This window comes from Nocardia terpenica, assembly GCF_013186535.1.
Lineage (GTDB): Bacteria > Actinomycetota > Actinomycetes > Mycobacteriales > Mycobacteriaceae > Nocardia > Nocardia terpenica.
Map to the genome: position 1 here is coordinate 548,520 of NZ_JABMCZ010000004.1, position 16,420 is coordinate 564,939.

General features: G+C 69.6%; 17 protein-coding genes. 10 read left to right on the top strand and 7 right to left on the bottom strand.

The annotated features are described in order from the left end of the window. Positions 1–147: 147 nt before the first annotated feature. The 3 genes from HPY32_RS35275 to HPY32_RS35285 all read right to left on the bottom strand — a co-directional run bounded on the left by HPY32_RS35275 (position 148) and on the right by HPY32_RS35285 (position 3,353). Positions 148–549: a DUF779 domain-containing protein gene (locus tag HPY32_RS35275; protein ID WP_067589164.1), complete on the bottom strand. Its 402-nt coding sequence runs from the start codon at positions 547–549 to the stop codon at positions 148–150. After that, a complete protein-coding gene (gene exaC / locus HPY32_RS35280; RefSeq protein WP_067589161.1) occupies positions 549–2,066 on the bottom strand; it encodes an acetaldehyde dehydrogenase ExaC in 1,518 nt (505 codons plus the stop codon). The genes HPY32_RS35275 and exaC overlap by 1 nt, the downstream gene beginning before the upstream one ends. 75 nt (positions 2,067–2,141) lie before the next feature. Then, a complete protein-coding gene (locus tag HPY32_RS35285; protein ID WP_156674515.1) occupies positions 2,142–3,353 on the bottom strand; it encodes a sigma-54-dependent transcriptional regulator family protein in 1,212 nt (403 codons plus the stop codon). A 116-nt stretch (positions 3,354–3,469) separates the two neighbouring features. Between HPY32_RS35285 and HPY32_RS35290 the strand changes: the two genes are divergently transcribed. Then, positions 3,470–4,345, top strand: coding sequence for an LLM class F420-dependent oxidoreductase (locus HPY32_RS35290; RefSeq protein WP_067589159.1), 876 nt, complete (start codon positions 3,470–3,472; stop codon positions 4,343–4,345). Positions 4,346–4,467: 122 nt separating this feature from the next. After that, positions 4,468–4,869, top strand: a complete 402-nt coding sequence (locus HPY32_RS35295) for a hypothetical protein (protein WP_067589158.1) — start codon at positions 4,468–4,470, stop codon at positions 4,867–4,869. An 83-nt stretch (positions 4,870–4,952) separates the two neighbouring features. Here HPY32_RS35295 and HPY32_RS35300 read toward each other — a convergent pair whose 3' ends face one another. Further along, positions 4,953–5,273 (bottom strand): hypothetical protein, encoded by a 321-nt coding sequence (locus tag HPY32_RS35300; RefSeq protein WP_067589156.1) that lies wholly within the window; start codon positions 5,271–5,273, stop codon positions 4,953–4,955. A gap of 175 nt (positions 5,274–5,448) precedes the next feature. Between HPY32_RS35300 and HPY32_RS35305 the strand changes: the two genes are divergently transcribed. Next, entirely contained in the window at positions 5,449–7,737 is a 2,289-nt protein-coding gene (locus HPY32_RS35305) for an ATP-binding cassette domain-containing protein (RefSeq protein ID WP_067589154.1), read from the top strand. Positions 7,738–7,747: 10 nt separating this feature from the next. Continuing rightward, positions 7,748–8,488: a M50 family metallopeptidase gene (locus tag HPY32_RS35310; protein WP_082871482.1), complete on the top strand. Its 741-nt coding sequence runs from the start codon at positions 7,748–7,750 to the stop codon at positions 8,486–8,488. A gap of 11 nt (positions 8,489–8,499) precedes the next feature. On the opposite strand, the gene HPY32_RS35315 is transcribed toward HPY32_RS35310, so the two are convergent. The 3 genes from HPY32_RS35315 to HPY32_RS35325 form a co-directional block, all read right to left on the bottom strand. Further along, positions 8,500–9,306, bottom strand: coding sequence for a tetratricopeptide repeat protein (locus HPY32_RS35315; RefSeq protein ID WP_067589152.1), 807 nt, complete (start codon positions 9,304–9,306; stop codon positions 8,500–8,502). A gap of 231 nt (positions 9,307–9,537) precedes the next feature. Then, positions 9,538–9,732 (bottom strand): hypothetical protein, encoded by a 195-nt coding sequence (locus HPY32_RS35320; RefSeq protein WP_067589149.1) that lies wholly within the window; start codon positions 9,730–9,732, stop codon positions 9,538–9,540. 10 nt (positions 9,733–9,742) lie between these two features. Next, positions 9,743–10,735 carry an LLM class F420-dependent oxidoreductase gene (locus tag HPY32_RS35325; RefSeq protein WP_067589147.1) on the bottom strand — a complete coding sequence of 331 codons (993 nt, stop codon included), beginning with the start codon at positions 10,733–10,735 and terminating at the stop codon, positions 9,743–9,745. 431 nt (positions 10,736–11,166) lie between these two features. On the opposite strand from HPY32_RS35325, the gene HPY32_RS35330 reads away from it, so the two are divergent. From HPY32_RS35330 to HPY32_RS35355, 6 genes are read left to right on the top strand one after another with little or no spacing between them, the layout of a single operon-like run. Continuing rightward, on the top strand, positions 11,167–12,543 hold the full coding sequence (locus tag HPY32_RS35330) for a sensor histidine kinase (RefSeq protein WP_231951670.1): 1,377 nt from the start codon (positions 11,167–11,169) through the stop codon (positions 12,541–12,543). Next, positions 12,543–12,956, top strand: a complete 414-nt coding sequence (locus HPY32_RS45170; protein WP_067589146.1) for a roadblock/LC7 domain-containing protein — start codon at positions 12,543–12,545, stop codon at positions 12,954–12,956. The genes HPY32_RS35330 and HPY32_RS45170 overlap by 1 nt, the downstream gene beginning before the upstream one ends. Continuing rightward, entirely contained in the window at positions 12,953–13,324 is a 372-nt protein-coding gene (locus HPY32_RS45175) for a DUF742 domain-containing protein (RefSeq protein WP_067589144.1), read from the top strand. The genes HPY32_RS45170 and HPY32_RS45175 overlap by 4 nt, the downstream gene beginning before the upstream one ends. Continuing rightward, the gene (locus tag HPY32_RS35345) at positions 13,305–13,931 is read left to right on the top strand and encodes a GTP-binding protein (RefSeq protein WP_067589142.1); all 627 of its coding nucleotides are present in this window, start codon (positions 13,305–13,307) and stop codon (positions 13,929–13,931) included. The genes HPY32_RS45175 and HPY32_RS35345 overlap by 20 nt, the downstream gene beginning before the upstream one ends. After that, positions 13,928–15,208, top strand: coding sequence for a cytochrome P450 (locus HPY32_RS35350; protein ID WP_067589140.1), 1,281 nt, complete (start codon positions 13,928–13,930; stop codon positions 15,206–15,208). Before HPY32_RS35345 ends, HPY32_RS35350 begins: the two co-directional genes overlap by 4 nt. Next, positions 15,205–16,419 carry a cytochrome P450 family protein gene (locus HPY32_RS35355; protein ID WP_067589138.1) on the top strand — a complete coding sequence of 405 codons (1,215 nt, stop codon included), beginning with the start codon at positions 15,205–15,207 and terminating at the stop codon, positions 16,417–16,419. The genes HPY32_RS35350 and HPY32_RS35355 overlap by 4 nt, the downstream gene beginning before the upstream one ends. Position 16,420 lies beyond the last annotated feature (1 nt).

A 16,420-nucleotide genomic window follows, 5' to 3' on the forward strand; every position in this document is an offset into this window, starting at 1 on the left:
TGCCGGAACTTGCACCGTACAGCCACATGGAAACCGCCCGCACGATTGCCGCGGCGACACGGAACCGCCACCTGCCATGTGCCGGACACCAGGCAGGTCTGCGGGTCTGCCTGGTATCCGGCACATGACAGGTGGCGCGCGATCCGCCTACCCGGACAGCTGTGCCCCCGTGGGCGGCGGCGCGGACTCCAGCTGCTCGGTCTCCGCGTCGGTCAGCAGCCGCGACCGGATGAGGAATCGCACCCCTTCCGGAGCCTCCAGCGAGAACCCGCTGCCCCGCCCGGGGACCACGTCCACCGTCAGATGCGTGTGCCGCCAGTACTCGAACTGGTCGGCGCTCATCCAGAACGGCGTGTCCCCGGCCAGGCGGCCCAGCAGCACGTCGGACCCGCCGACGCGGAATTCGTTGCGCGGGTAGCACATCGGGGAGCTGCCGTCGCAGCAGCCGCCGGACTGGTGGAACATCACCGGCCCGTGCCGCTCGACGAGCTCGCCGAGCAGCACGGCCGCGGCCGCGGTGATATCGATGCGGGTGGGCGGCTCGGGCATCAGAACAGTCCGGTCGGGCTGGTCGAGTAGCTGACCAGCAGGTTCTTGGTGTGCTGGTAGTGCTCGAGCATCATCTTGTGGTTCTCGCGCCCGATGCCGGACTTCTTGTAGCCGCCGAACGCCGCGTGCGCGGGATAGGCGTGGAAGCAGTTGGTCCACACCCGGCCCGCCTGAATCGCCCGCCCGAGCCGGTACGCGGTGTTCATGTCCCGCGTCCACACGCCCGCGCCGAGACCGTAGAGCGTGTCGTTGGCGATGCCGATCGCCTCGGGCACCGACTCGAACTTGGTCACCGACACCACCGGGCCGAAGATCTCCTCCTGGAACACGCGCATGTCGTTGCGTCCCTCGAAGATGGTCGGCTCGATGTAGTACCCGTTGGGCAGGCCCTCCACCTTGCGCATCTCGCCGCCGGTGAGCACCCGCGCGCCCTCCTGGCGGCCGATATCGATATAGGACAGGATCTTCTCGTACTGGTCGTTGCTGGCCTGCGCGCCGAGCATCACGCTGTCGTCGAGCGGGTTGCCGCCCTTGATCTTCCGGGTGCGCTCCACGCAGCGGGCCAGGAAGTCGTCGTAGATGGACGCGTGGATCAGCGCCCGCGACGGACAGGTGCACACCTCGCCCTGATTGAGCGCGAACATGGTGAAGCCCTCGACCGCCTTCTCGAGGTAATCATCGTCGGCGGCCGTCACATCGGAGAGGAAGATGTTGGGGCTCTTGCCGCCCAGCTCCAGGGTGACCGGAATGATGTTCTCGCTGGCGTACTGCATGATCAGCCGCCCGGTGGTGGTCTCACCGGTGAACGCCACCTTCGCCACCCGCGGGCTGGAGGCCAACGGCTTGCCCGCCTCCACGCCGAATCCGTTGACCACGTTCACCACACCCGCCGGGAGCAGATCCGCGATCAGCCCCATCACCAGCAGGATCGACGCCGGGGTCTGTTCGGCGGGCTTGATCACCACGCAGTTGCCCGCGGCCAGTGCGGGGGCCAGCTTCCAGGTGGCCATCAGGATCGGGAAGTTCCACGGAATGATCTGGCCGACGACGCCGAGCGGTTCGTGGAAGTGATAGGCCACGGTGTCGGCGTCGATTTCGGAGATCCCGCCCTCCTGCGCGCGGATCGCGCCCGCGAAGTAGCGGAAATGGTCGATGGCCAACGGAATATCCGCCGCCAGCGTCTCGCGCACCGGTTTGCCGTTCTCCCACGTCTCGGCGACCGCGAGGCTCTCCAGATTGGCCTCCATCCGGTCCGCGATCCGGTTGAGGATATTGGCGCGCTCGGTGGGCGAGGTGGCCGCCCAGCCCGGGGCGGCGGCGTGCGCGGCATCCAGGGCCAGCTCGATATCGGCGGCGCCGGAGCGGGCGACCTCGCAGAAGGTTTCCCCGTCGACGGGAGACGGATTCTCGAAATAGCGTCCCTCGACGGGCGGCTTCCACTCCCCGCCGATGAAATTATCGTAGCGCCGGGCGAATTGAACGATACTGCCGTCGGTGCCGGGCTTGGCGTAGATCATGACACGCGCTCCTCGTGCTCCTGTGGGGTGACGGCCGTCACTATGGACCGAGGGGGTTGGCACGAGGTTGGCGGCTCATCGTAAGGCCGTATGCAGGCGAGCGGTCACCAAGGCGCGCCGTGGATCGCCGGGGGCGAGCAGGCGCAGGGCGTGCTCGTGGATCTGGATGTCGTCGGGGCAGCGGGCGCCGAATTCGACCGCGTGCGTGGCGGATTCGCTGCCGAGGACGGCGGTGCGCAGGCCGACGGTCAGGTGGTCGCGCCACTGCACGATGCCGGGTGTTTCCGAATCGGGGAGCAGCGGGCCGCGATACAGCCGCAGGGCGCGGGCCAGGTCGCCGACCCGCAGCGCGTCGAGCAGATCCACCGCGTCGCAGGAGATGGGGCGGGCGAGGGTATAGCGGCGGCTGGTGATCTCGCCGCCGGTGGCGTGGCGCAAATGCGAGACGTCGGCCTTGAGCGTGGTCGCCGACACCGGGCGGTCGCCGTAGACGGCGGCCTGTAGTTGCTGCGGGGTGTAGCCGCCGGGCTCGAGCGCGAGCAGGGCCAGGATCTCCAGCTGCCGGGGCCGCAGCCGCACCGGACGGCCCGACCGCAACAGCGTTGCGCCGCCCAGACATTCGAGCCGGATCGAATCGGGTTCGGGCGGCGGGTCGGCGGGCAGCCGCGACTCGATCGCCGACACCAGCGCCCGCACCGTGGACATGGCCAGCGGATGCGACCGGTCCCAGGTCGTCGACAGATCCAGCACCCCGAGCTGGCGTCCGTCGCGGGCGCGGATCGGCGCGCAGTAGCAGACCCAGCTGTGCAGGGCCGCGACCAGATGCTCGGCGGAGAACACCATGCTCGGCTCGCCGGAACGCAGCGCCAGCGACAGCGCGTTGGTGCCCATATGGGTTTCGTCCCAGCGGCCGCCGGGGGCGAAGTTGACCCGTTCGGCGCGGCGGCGCATCACCCGGCCGCCGTAGGACCACAGGATGGTGCCGTGCTCGTCGGTGACCGCGGCGACGAAACCGGAATCGTCGGTGATGCCGCGCAATTCGTCGGCCAGCTCCAGCACCGGCCCGCGCAGCGGGGATCGCGCCCAGCGCGAGGCGATCTCGGCGTCGTCGGCGGGGGCGGCGACACAGCCGGGATCGACGGTCACCACCGATCGCTGCCAGGACTGCACGACCTCGGTGCGCAGCACCGAGCGGTCGGCGGGGGTGGCGGCGGGCAGGTCCGACCAGCGGGCCCATTCTTCTTCCAGCGCGGCCCGTCGCTCGGACAGGGAGCGCATCTGCGGCATAGCGAAAACCTCGTCCTCCATAGCGTCCGTGACGTCCTCCATGATTGCGCACTCACAGGTTCGCGGAGGGTGAACGATGGTGTTTTTCCGGCCGGTCGGGCTGGTAGACAGGAGCAATGAGTGCTCCTTTCCGGTTCGGCGTGAACATGATCGCGACCGAGTCCAAGGCCGAGTGGATCGAGAAGTGCCGTCGGGCAGAGGAACTCGGCTACGACGTGATCGGCGTGGCCGACCACCTGGGCGTGCCCGCGCCGATTCCGGCCATGCTGGCCGCCGCCGATGCCACCGAGCGGGTGCTGATCAATTCGTTCGTGCTCAACGTGCCCTTCTACAACCCGGTGCTGCTGGCCCGCGATATCGCCACCATCGACCAGCTCAGCGGCGGCCGGGTCGAACTCGGCCTCGGCGCGGGCTATGTGCAGGCCGAATTCGACACCGCCGGAATCCCGTTCCCGAGCGCGGGCCGCCGCGTCGATCAGGTGGCCGAGGCGGCGGCGACGCTGCGGCGGCTGTTCGCCGACCCCGAATACAAGCCCAAGCCCGCCCGGCCGGGCGGGCCGCCGCTGCTGATCGCGGGCTGGGGCGACCGGCTGCTGCGCGTGGCGGCCGAACACGCCGACATCATCGCCTTCACCGGCGGTACCACCTCCGACAGCGGCCGCATCGCCGTCGCCCTGCCGGAACAGGCCGACGAGCGCGTCGCCTACGTCCGCGGTCAGCTCGGAAACCGCGGCGACAGCGTGGAATTCAATATCCTCGTGCAGGCGCTGGCGCTGCCGGGCGAGCGGGCGAAGGTGCTGGAGTGGATCACCGCGCACCTGCCCGAGGGCGCCGCCGATCGGCTGGAGGAGATCCCGACGCTGCTCGTGGGCACCTACGAGGAGATGGCCGAGGAATTGCGTGCCCGTCGTAAGCGCTACGGCTTCGGCTACATCACGGTGCTGGAAACGAATATGGAGAAATTCGCTCCGTTGATTCCGCTGCTCCGCTGAGTATTCGGATTTTTGCGACACGCCGGATACATACCTCGATCCGGAGCGGGATTGATGGTTGTCTGCTGATACTGCGCGCAGATGATCTCTCGATCACAATCCACGACCGAAGGAGAAGTATCTTGGCGCGTGTATGCAGGAATATCATCGGCTTCGTGCTGGCGGCGGCCGCCGCGGTCGCCGCCAGCACGGCGGTGGTCGTCGTGGGCGTCGATCACCAGCCGAGCGTGGTCCGGTTGGCGGGCAACGGCATCGGCACGGGCTCGAGCGGAAACCCGCTGGGTGACGACAACGGGACCGGCGGCAAGCAGGAGGAAAAGCAAGGCGATTCCCGGCAGGGCGGCAATTCGCAGGATTGCCAGCAGAATTCGCTGAACAAGCCGAGCAACGGCGGTAATGCGACGACCGGGACGGGAGCGGATGGAAACTCCGAGAACGGCTCCGGTACCGAGACTCGTAACAACGAGTGCGAGGCGCAGAACCAGGCCGGTGGCGGAAAGACCGGCGACGGGAAGACCAAGTAGGGGCTTCTCACCGAGAGTTGATGTGTCCGGCGGCGGGTGAATACCGCCGCCGGACCCCGGCCAAAAGCGCGCCGGGGCCAATGCTATTTATTGAGGAAAATCCCTGCCACGTCGGCGTTCCGGATCGGTGTCGCGGCATTGCGCTGATTCGAGCACAGGAAGCCCACCGCGGCCATGGTGGCGTCGACGACGGTGCCCGCGGGCTCGTGATCGTTGCCGGACTGCTGCTTGACGAATTTGGTGATCGTCATGCGCTGGGTGTCCTGGTCCTGCTTGACGTAATCGCTGCACGGGGTGTCGCCGCCCTTGTTCAGGGCGCGCTGGACGTCGGTGCACCCGCTGAGAAGCACTGCGGCGACGGCCGATCCGGCGAGACAGGCGGCGGGCCAGCGCAGCGATTTCATCGTGGGTTCTCCTCGTTCCGGGCCGGGACCGTCCCGGCGGCTTCGCTGCCCAGCCTAGAGGCTGCCCGTGGGTGCACGGCAACATCGAGGCTCGCCCAGAGCATTTCGGTATTAATGTGATTTGCGTCACACCACGCGGGGCGTAATCGCGGTGCGCTCTGGCATCGTGGTCCCCATGCCAGACCTCTCCACCGCGACGATTCGAGTCCGCGGCGCCCGCGAGCACAATCTCCGCAACATCTCACTCGACATTCCCAAGAACAAGATCACGGTGTTCACCGGTGTCTCCGGGTCGGGCAAGTCCTCCCTCGTGTTCGACACCATCGCCGTGGAATCGCAGCGCCAGCTGTACGCGACGTTCCCGGCGTTCATCCTGAACTTCCTGCCCCGCTACGAGCGCCCGCACGCCGAGGCCATCGACAATCTGACCGCCCCGGTCATCATCGATCAGCAGCCCGTGGGCGGCGGTCCGCGCTCGACGGTCGGCACCATGACCGACATCTACTCGATGGTCCGCGCGCTGTTCGCCCGCTTCGGCGCGCCGTCGACGGGACTGGTCTACGACTACTCGTTCAACACCCCGCAGGGCATGTGCCCGGAGTGCGACGGCCTCGGGGTGACGGTGCGGGCCGACCCGGACAAGCTCGTGGACCGGTCGCGGTCGCTCAACGAGGGCGCGATCCTGTTGCCCGGCTACGCCGTCGGCGTCGGCGAATGGCAGATGTACGGGGCCTCCGGCCGATTCGACCCGGACAAGGCGCTGGCCGACTACAGCGACGAGGAATGGCACGACCTGCTCTACGGCAGCGGCGGCAAGGTGGAGCTGGCCTACAGCAAGGGCACCTGGAAGGCGAATTACGAAGGGCTGGCGGTCAAATTCACCCGGTCCAAGGTCAAGCGCGACACCAGCGCGCTGTCGGAGAAGACCCGCGAGCAGATCCAGCGCTTCCTCACCCAGGACATCTGCCCGGCCTGCGACGGGGCGCGGCTCAATGCCACCGCGCTGGCCACCAGGCTCAACGGCCGCACCATCGCCGACTGGACCCGGCTGGAGATCACCGATCTGATGGCGGTGCTCGACGAGGTGAACGACCCGGCCGCGCGCGGCCTGGCCGAGGCGACGCGGGTGGCGCTGGCCCGGGTCGCCGATATCGGCCTCGGCTATCTGAGCCTGGACCGCGCCACCTCGACCCTGTCGGGCGGGGAGGGGCAGCGGCTGAAGATGATCAAGCACCTGGGGTCGGCGCTGATCGGTGTGACCTACATCTTCGACGAACCGAGCGTGGGCCTGCACCCGCGCGATGTGGGACGGCTCAACCGCATGCTGGAGGCATTGCGGGACAAGGGCAATACCGTGCTGGTGGTGGAGCACGATCCCGATGTCATCGAGATCGCCGACCATATCGTGGATGTCGGCCCGCGGGCGGGTGCGCACGGCGGCGAGGTCGTGTTCACCGGCACCTTCGCCGAACTGCGCGCGGCCGACACGCTCACCGGGCGGGGGCTGCGGCGCGCGTTCCGGGTGAAGGACGCCTTCCGGCGGCCCGGGGGAGCGCTGCCGATCGTGGGCGCGAGGGCACACAATCTGAAGGACGTCACGGTCGACGTGCCGACCGGGGTGCTCACCGTCGTCACCGGGGTGGCGGGGTCGGGCAAATCGAGCCTGATCCGCGACGAGTTCATGGCCCGCTATCCGGAGTCGATCCACGTCGACCAGTCCGCGATCGGCGCGTCGTCGCGGTCCACGCCCGCAACGTATCTCGGGCTGATGGACCCGATCCGCAAGCTGTTCGCCAAGGCCACCGGGCAACCGGCGGCGCTGTTCAGCTTCAACTCGGCGGGCGCGTGCCCGGAGTGCGGGGGCCGGGGCGTGCTCATCACCGAGGTCGCCTACATGGACCCGGTCACCACCCACTGCGAATCCTGTGACGGCCGCCGCTTCTGCGAGCAGGTGCTGGCACATCGGTTGCGCGGCAGCTCGATCGCCGAGGTGCTGGCCATGTCCGCCGAACAGGCCGTCGACTTCTTCCCGGAGAAGGCGCTGCGGGCCCGGCTGCGGACGATGATCGAGGTCGGGCTGCCGTATCTGAGCCTGGGCCAGGCGATGAGCACGCTGTCGGGTGGTGAGCGCCAGCGCATCAAGCTCGCCACCCAGTTGCAGCGCACCGGCAGCGTGTACGTGCTCGACGAGCCGACCACCGGCCTGCACATGTCGGACGTGGATACCCTGCTGGCGCTGCTGGATTCGCTGGTGGACCGCGGCAATACCGTGCTGGTGATCGAGCACGACCTGAACGTGGTGGGGCACGCGGACTGGGTGATCGACCTCGGCCCCGACGGCGGCAAGAACGGCGGCGAGATCGTGTTCACCGGAACCCCGGCCGATCTGCTGCACGATCCCGTCTCGCTGACGGGCGAGTATCTGCGCAAGCACGAGGCGGCGCGACGATCGCCGGACCGGTAGCCTGCGGCGCGTGAGTCTGTCGCAGTTGCCGGAGTCGGTGTCGTCGTTCACGGATCGTCTGAACCTGGTGTCGCAGCAGCCACCGCTGTGGGTCGTGCTGGTGACCGCGGCGGTGGCGCTGGTGCTGGTGGTGTATCCGCCGCTGTGGCGGTGGCTGCGGACGGTGGTGACCATCGCGCACGAGGCCGGGCACGCGCTGGTGGCGGTGCTCACCGGGCGCACCCTGACCGGCGTCCGATTGCATTCGGACACCTCGGGAGTGACGGTCTCGCGCGGAAAGCCGTACGGGCTCGGCATGATTCTCACCACCATGGCCGGGTATCCCGCGCCGTCGGCGCTGGGCTTCGGCTGCGCCGCGCTGCTCGGTGCGGGACGGCTCACCCTCATGCTGTGGGTGGTGGTGGCGGCGCTGCTGGTGCTGCTGCTGTGGATTCGCAATCTGTTCGGCCTGCTGGCCGTGGTGTGCTCCGGTGCGGTGGTGTTCGCCGTCTCGTGGTTCGGAACCAGTGTGCAGCAGGGCGTGTTCGGCTACGGCGTCGCCTGGTTCCTGCTGTTCGGCGGCCTGCGCGCGGTCGCGGAGTTACAGCGGGTGCAGGTGCGCGGCGACGGTTCGGACGCCGACCAATTGGCCTATCTCACCCGGATTCCCGCGCTGCTGTGGGTGCTGGTGTTCGGCGGAACGGCGCTCGCCGCGGTCGTTTTCGGCGGCCGCATGCTGCTCGGCTTCTGGCCGTCGCTCGGGCACGCCTGACGCGAGCGTGCTCAGGCGAGCACTCCGGCGGCGCAGGCGCGCCAGACCCGGGCCTCGCTCGGATTGCCCCGGCGGTCCAGGACTTCCGCCAGCCCGGCCATGGCGCGGGTGTCGCCGTGGTCGGCGGCGGCGCGCCACCAGCGCTCGGCCTCGTACAGCTCGCCGCGGCGGAAACGCACCACGCCCAGGTCGTAGGCGGCGCCTGCGTGGCCGAAGCCCGCGGCCTGGGTCCACAGTGCGCACGCCTGCTCGACGTCGCCGCGGCCGTGCATGGCCACGCCGAGGTCGTAGAGCGCGCCGCCGTAGCGGCTCTCGTCGGTGGCCGCGGACGCGACGGACACCTCCACCACCAGTTCGGTGAAATCCGGTGCGCCGACGCCGGAACTGCAATGCAGCAGTGCGTGCCCGTGCGCGGCGCGGTCGATGAGCACGCCGTAGTTGCCGGTCCACGATTCGGTGATACCGGCGATGTTCATCCACACCGGCGTCACGGTGAACGCGGCCTCCGATGCGGCGGCGCTCACCTGGAGGGTGATGCCGTCGGCCATGGCGTCGATCCACACGTCCACCCCGCGCAACCGGCGATCCTCCAGCAGCACATGCCCGCCCAGCACCGACAGCCCGAGGCCCAGGCCCAGCAGTTCCGGGGGCGGGTCGGCGGCGAGTAGTCGCAGGGTGACGAGCGTCGGATCCGTGCCCAGAGATTCGGAATACATCGGATACACCACGGCGCCGTGCCATTCGATGGGGTCGGCGCTGTCGTACCGGTCGGCCAGGGACAGCGCATCCTGTGCGCCGTTCGGGTACGGCCGGGTCATCGGTCCCGCCTTTCGCCGGAGCAAGTGGGAGGGTGATTCGGCCCATACGCTAGTACTCACGACCGCGAAAAATGCGGGAAGCGGACGGAATTTCCCCCGGCTCACAACGAAATTCCCGCAGACCGTGCCGGTTTGCGTGAAATGCGCACTTGCGCTTGCCGGAGAATTACGGTGGCGGTCGAATCCGTCCGGCCGCGCGAGCTTTCGGCTCCGCTCGCGCGGCCCGCGCGATCAGTCCTCGCTGCCGGACCGATCGCCGAGGTAGTCCAGCAGCGCGGGGTCACCCGACTCGATCCGGTCGACCTCGGCGCCGCCGGTGCACTCGTACAGCCCGACGGTGACCCGACCGCCCCGGCGGCTCAGCACCCGCCAGATCGCGCCCGACTCCGCCCATCGGCGGAGCACGGTCACCGGATCGTCGGTCATGACGGCCTCCTCAGCGCAGTGCCGGGATCACTTCCCGCTCGAACAGTTCGATCCCCGAGACGTCGTAGGCCGACTCCGGGAAGTAGTGGATCGCGTAGCCGAGGCCCAGATCGCGGACCTTCGAAAGGTTCTCGACGATCTGCTCGGGGGTGCCGACGGCCGGGGACGACCGGAACAGTTCGGTGACCCAGGACTCGGCCTTGTCCGCGCCGAGGGCCGGGGCCAGCCGGGCGACGAGGGCCGCGAGCCGGTCGCGCACCTCGGCCTCGGTCGCGCCGACGACGGTATTGAAGTTCGAGCTGCGCACGATCGCGTCGAAATCGGTGCCGACCTCGGCGCAGTGCGCGCGCAGGATCTCCGACTTGCGGGTGAAACCCTCCGGATCGCCGGTGAAGTTCGTGTACTGCGCGTACCGGGCCGCGATGCGCAGCGTCTTCTTCTCACCGCCGCCCGCGACCCACACCGGAATCCCGCCCTCCTGCACCGGCAGCGGCCGCACCAGGGCGCCGTCGATTTGATAGTGCTGACCGGCGAGGGTGACCGTGCCCGCGGTCCACGCCTGCCGGAAGATCTGCACACCCTCGTCCAGGCGGGCCAGCCGCTCGCCCGCGGACGGGAAACCGTAACCGTAGGCGAGCCATTCGTGCTCGTACCAGCCGCCGCCGATCCCCATCTCCACCCGGCCGCCGGACACATGGTCGACGGTCGCCGCCACCTTCGCCAGGTACACCGGATTGCGGTACCCCATCGCGGTGCACATCTGCCCCAGCCGAATCCGCGAGGTGCTCGCCGCGAACGCCGACATCAATGTCCACGCCTCGTGCGTCGCCTCCTCGGTGGGCACCGGCACCGTGTGGAAGTGGTCGTACACCCACAGCGACTCCCAGTCCGCGTTCCGATCGGCACGCCGGGCCAGATCGAGCATGACCCCCCACTGTTGCGCGGGATCGATCCCGACCAGATCGCACCGCCAGCCCTGCGGAACAAATATCCCGAAGCGCACCAGTTCTCCTTCGCCCGTCAATACATACCGACCGCGACGGATCTCATCGCGGCCCCCTCCCACTGTGGTCGGTGTCGATCCCCGGGGCAAGCGCGGGCCGCGTTCCCCGAGCCGCCCTGTCGTCCGGGTGAACGGACATCGACCGATCGGTGTGATCCTCCCGATGCTCGAGCGGAACCGCTATGGCCACGTCACCCCACCGGAGCCTTTGCGGCAGACGATATTTCGGCATTTCGGCTGGTCGGCGCCCGTACTCCCTTCCACCCGCGAATGTTTCACTTCGGGTCGCACGGCACCGGCGCGACCGTTATGCTCTTCCGGATGCCGAAACGGCTTGTCGGTCCGAGTATTTGACGAGCCGCAGTTTCAGGGGGAGAGCCGCCGTGTGCGTCCCGAACCCGTGGCGAAAAACGCAAGTGGAAAGTGCAGTGGTGCAGCGATCGATTCCGCCCGACGGCGACCTCCGCGATCCCGATCGTCCTCGCCCGCCGTGGTCGACGCTGCTGGCCACCGCGCTGATCGGCGCGGTGCTGGTCGCGGGCTCGGTGTTGTTGTCCCCCACCACATTCCGGCTGCCCATGGCGATCGGCGCGGGGGCGGCGGCGCTGGTGTTGTGCATCGCGATCACCGCCGCGGTCCGCGCGCACGCCCTCGAACGGTGGCAGCGCCAGCGCGCGATAGCGGCCCAGCGCAACGCCGACGCGGTGGTCGGCGAGGCGACGGCGCGCGTGGACGCCGCGTACGAGGACGCCCGGCAGTACGCGGCGCGAGCGGAGGCCAGCGAGAAGCGCCGCGCCGCCGCGATGTCGTCGTTCGCCGCCGCGGCGGCCCGCATCCAGGCCATGACCAACAGCATGCTCGCCGAGCTGCGCGAGGCCGAGGAGCGGCACGCCGAGGACCCCGACGTGCTGGCGGAACTGCTCCGCCTGGATCACCGCACCGCGCAGGCGGGACGGCTGGCCGACAGCATCTCGGTGCTCAGCGGCGCGCGGTCGGGACGCCGCTGGGCCAAGCCGATCGGCATGGAATCGATCCTGCGCGGCGCGATGGGCCGGGTCGCGGGCTATCGGCGAATCCGGTTGCGCGCCATCGTGCCCGGCATCGCCGTCGCCGGGCACGGCGCCGAGGGCGTGATGCACGTGCTGGCCGAACTGCTCGACAACGCCTGCAACTTCTCCCCGCCGCACACCGAGGTGCACGTCTACGCCTCCGAGGTACCCGCCGGGGTGGTGGTCCACATCGAGGACAGCGGCCTGATCATGAGCGAATCGACGCTGCGCCGCGCCGAACAGGCGGTCTCGGGCAGGGCCACCGGCACCGGCGTGGACCTGTCCGCCCTGACCGGCACCCGGCTCGGGCTGGCCGTCGTCGGGCACCTGGCCCGCAAACACGCGCTGACCGTGTCCTATCGGCCCTCGGCCATCGGCGGCACCGCGGTGGTCGTCGTGGTGCCGCGCGATCTGATCGTCCGCCTGGACTACCCGCGCCCGGCCGCCGCACCGAAACCCGCGGCCCTGCCGCAATCCACAGCCCTGTCGGAACCTAGTGCCCGCGTAGAACTTTCGCCCCCCGAACCCGAGAACGCGTCGGGCCGGGCCGCCGACTCCGCGACCGCACTGCCGCGGCGGCAGCGCGGCAGCACCCTGTCCGCCACCCACCCCGAGGGCCTGTCCGGCGGTCCGGCCCCTGCGGCCCCGCCGCGCCCGGTGACACCCACGGCGCTGGGCGCGTTCCAGCGCGCGGTGTCCGGACGCGACACCGATACCGCCGCACCCGCATTCCCCTCGACCGCGATGGAGACCGACTGATGACCACGCCGGGAGCCGAACTGGGCTGGCTGCTGGAGAAACTGGTGGGCGACACCCCCGGCGGCAGGCATGCCGTGCTGCTGTCCACCGACGGCCTGAAGATGTGCCACACCGGCAGCCTCACCGTCGATCAGGCCGATCAGCTGTCCGCCATCGCCGCCGGCGTGCAGAGCCTGTCGCACGCGGCGTCGGAACACTTCGGCCAGGGGCGGCCCGGTGTGCGGCAGTCCATGACCGAGTTCTATGGCGGCCTGCTGTTCATCGTCGAAGCCGGATACGGGGCGCACCTCGCGGTGATCGGCGCCGAGGACGCCGACGCGGGCCTGGTCGGGCACAATATGCACGCGCTGGTCGAACAGCTCGGCGAACATCTCTCGGCCGCACCGCGTGTCGGGGGAACGGCCAGGCTGTGACCAGACCCGGCCGCGACGACGACCCCGACCGGCTCTACACCGTCACCGGCGGGCGCAGCCGACCCGACACCGACGCCTTCGACGTGGTCACCCTCGTGGTCGCCGAGAGCGGCCCGGCCCCGGGAATGCAGTCCGAGCACGCGGCGATCCTGACCCTGTGCCGGGCGCCGACCGCCGTCGTGGAGATCGCGGCCGAGCTGCGGCTGCCGGTCGGGATCACCATCATCCTGCTGTCGGATCTGCTGCTGTCGGGCAAGATCACCGCCCGGCATCCGCGGCCCGGCGCGAAAACCCCTGACGGGCACTGGTATTCGACGCCCGATACCGCCATCCTGGAAAAGGTGCTCAGTGGACTCCGCAAGCTATGAACCACCCGCCCGGGCCGACGCCCCGCTCCGGAGCACCGCGCAGCACGGTCTCAAGATCGTCATCGTCGGTGGCTTCGGCGTCGGGAAGACGACCCTGGTGCACTCCGTCAGCGAGATCCGCCCGCTCGATACCGAGGCCGTCATGACCAATGCCGGTCAGTGGGTGGACGATTCGCGCAGCGTGCCCGAGAAGTCGACCACCACGGTCGCCTTCGACTTCGGCCGCATCACCATCGACGAGAGCCTGGTGCTGTACCTGTTCGGCGCGCCCGGCCAGCAACGGTTCTGGTTCCTGTGGGACCGGCTGTTCACCGGCGCGCTGGGCGCGATCGTGCTGGTCGACCCGCGCCGCATCGACGAATGCTGGTACGCCGTGGACCGGCTCGAGTACGAGCGCATGCCGTTCGTGGTGGCGTGCAACGACTTCGGCGGCACCCCGCGCGGGCACGCCGAACTGCGCCACGCCCTGGACCTGGACCCGCACATCCCGCTCGTCGAGTGCGACGCCCGCCGCCGCGACTCGGGCAAACAGGTGCTGATCACCCTGGTCGAACACCTCTACAGCACCGCCCAGCGCCAGCACGCCACCCCGGAGACCGCCTCATGACCAGCCCCTACGCCACCCCGGCCACCGGCGGCTGCCCGGTCGCCGCCGGCCCGGTCCCGTTGAGCGGCCCGCGATTCCACACCGACCCGCAGCGCCTCTACACCCAGATCCGCGGCGAACACGGCCCGGTGGTGCCGGTGGAGCTGCCCGGCGGATTCCCGGCCTGGCTGGTCATCGGCTACCGCGAACTACACCAGGTGACCAGCGACCCCGGCACCTTCCCCCGCGATGTGGGCCTGTGGAACCAGTGGCCGCACATCCCGCCCGACTGGCCGCTGCTGCCGATGGTGGGCCGACCGAACATGCCCTCCATCTACTTCACCGCCGGGGCGGAGCATCATCGGCATCTGGCGATGGTCGAACCCGCGCTCGAAAGCGTGGATCCCTTCCAGGTGGGGTCGGTGTGCGAGCAGCTGGCCGACCGGCTGATCGACCGGTTCTGCGGCCGCGGCGGCGCCGATATCATCGCCGAATTCGCCTCTCCGCTACCGGTATTGGCGCTGGCGCGGATCGTCGGCTTCCCCGACGAGGAGGGGCCGCGGATCGCCGCGACCATGCAGGCGCTGGCCGACGGCGGCGCCGACGCCCAGGAGGCGTACGGCCGCTTCGCCCAGCACATGCAGTCGCTGGTGGCCGCCAAGCAGGCCCGGCCCGGCGACGATGTCGCCTCCCGCATGCTCGCCTACCCGGCGGCGTTCACCGACGAGGAGTACGCCCTGGATCTGATGGCGATCACCGCGGCCGGGCACCTGCCGACCGCGGACTGGATCGGCAATTCGGTGCGGTTGATGCTCACCGACACCCGATTCGCCGCCGCGCTCGGCGGCGCGCGCCGCAGCGTTCGCGAGGCCATGAACGAGGTGCTGTGGGAGGACACCCCGACCCAGATCCTCGCCGGACGCTGGGCCGCCCGCGATACCCGCCTGGGCGACAGGGCGATTCGCGCCGGGGACATGCTGCTGCTCGGGCTGGCGGGCGCCAATGCCGACCCGCACGTGCGCCAGCACCTCACCGACGCCCCCGGCGACGCCGCCTACAGCGGCAACTCGGCGCACTTCGCGTTCAGCTACGGCGAATACCGCTGCCCGTTCCCCGCCCAGCAGCTCGCCGAGATCATCGCGGCCACCGGCATCGAGGTCCTGCTCGATCGGCTGCCCGACATCGACCTGGCGGTGCCTGCGCAGACCCTGGTCCGCCGCCCCTCGGCGTTCCTGCGCGGAATGACTTCTCTGCCGGTCCGTTTCACCCCTGTGCGCGCAGTCGGAGGTACCCCGTGAGCAAACCCCTCGTCGTCGACCCCCTGGTCTCGGATCTGCACGGCGAAACCGAACGCCTGCGCACCGGCAGCCCCCTGGCCCGCATCGACCTGCTCGGCGTGCCCGCGTGGACGGTCACCCGGCACGCCCCGGCCCGGCAGCTGCTGCTGGACACCCGCCTGGTCAAGGACATCAACGCCTGGTCGCTGTGGCAGTCGGGCGCGGTGACCCGGCAGTGGCCGCTGATCGGCATGATCGACGCGGGCCGGTCCATGTTCACCGTCGACGGCACCGAGCACCGCCGCCTGCGCGCCAAGACCAATCAGGCGCTCTCGCCGCGTCGGCTCACCGAGATCCGGCCCGTCGTCGAGGCCCTCACCGCCGAGCTGCTCGACGACCTGGCCGCGGCCGGAACCGGCGGCGCGGCAGTCGATTTGAAGCAGGTGTTCGCCTACCCGCTGCCGATGCGGGTGATCAGCGAGCTGATGGGCGTCGACCGCGCCGACCACCCGATGCTGCTCGCCGATTACAAGGCGTTCTTCTCGGTGCTGACCCCGCAGGACGAACGGCTGCGCGTCATCGACGAGCTGGACGCGTACTTCACCGCGCTGGTGCGCGCCAAGACCGCGCACCCGACCGACGACCTCACCTCCGACTTCATTCACTCCACCGAGGGCGGGACACCGCTGACCGAGGAGGAAGCGGTCGGCAATCTCAAGGCGCTCGTCGCGGCCGGGCACGAAACCACCATCGCGCTGATCCTCAATACCGTGCGCGCCCTGCTCACCCACCCCGACCAGCTCGCGGCCATCCGGCGCGGCGACTACGAGTGGGGCGCGGCGATCGAGGAAACCCTGCGCTGGGATCCGCCGCTCACCCACCTGCTGATGCGGTTCGCGACCGAGGATATTCCGGTGGGCGACACCGTGATCGAGAAGGGGGAGGGGGTGGTGATGTCCTACCGCGCCATCGGCCGCGACACCGCGGCGCACGGCGAGGACGCCAATTCCTTCGATATCACCCGCCCCACCGCGCGCCGCCACATCACCTTCGGTCACGGCCCGCACATCTGCCCCGGCGCGGCGCTGTCCCGCCTCGAGGCGGGGGTCGCGGTGCCCGCCCTGTTCGATCGTTTTCCCGATCTCCGCTTCGCGGTGCCGGTCGAGCAGATCCGCAACCTGCCGGTCATGACGCAGAACGACCTCGACGCCTTCCCGGTGCACCTCGGCTGAG

Coding starts and splice junctions, on each gene's coding strand:
- HPY32_RS35275 (WP_067589164.1), bottom strand. CDS start 549: ATGCCCGAGCCGCCCACCCGCATCGATATCACCGCGGCCGCGGCCGTG.
- exaC (WP_067589161.1), bottom strand. CDS start 2,066: ATGATCTACGCCAAGCCCGGCACCGACGGCAGTATCGTTCAATTCGCC.
- HPY32_RS35290 (WP_067589159.1), top strand. CDS start 3,470: ATGAGTGCTCCTTTCCGGTTCGGCGTGAACATGATCGCGACCGAGTCC.
- HPY32_RS35300 (WP_067589156.1), bottom strand. CDS start 5,273: ATGAAATCGCTGCGCTGGCCCGCCGCCTGTCTCGCCGGATCGGCCGTC.
- HPY32_RS45170 (WP_067589146.1), top strand. CDS start 12,543: ATGACCACGCCGGGAGCCGAACTGGGCTGGCTGCTGGAGAAACTGGTG.
- HPY32_RS35285 (WP_156674515.1), bottom strand. CDS start 3,353: ATGCCGCAGATGCGCTCCCTGTCCGAGCGACGGGCCGCGCTGGAAGAA.
- HPY32_RS35350 (WP_067589140.1), top strand. CDS start 13,928: ATGACCAGCCCCTACGCCACCCCGGCCACCGGCGGCTGCCCGGTCGCC.
- HPY32_RS35305 (WP_067589154.1), top strand. CDS start 5,449: ATGCCAGACCTCTCCACCGCGACGATTCGAGTCCGCGGCGCCCGCGAG.
- HPY32_RS35315 (WP_067589152.1), bottom strand. CDS start 9,306: ATGACCCGGCCGTACCCGAACGGCGCACAGGATGCGCTGTCCCTGGCC.
- HPY32_RS35320 (WP_067589149.1), bottom strand. CDS start 9,732: ATGACCGACGATCCGGTGACCGTGCTCCGCCGATGGGCGGAGTCGGGC.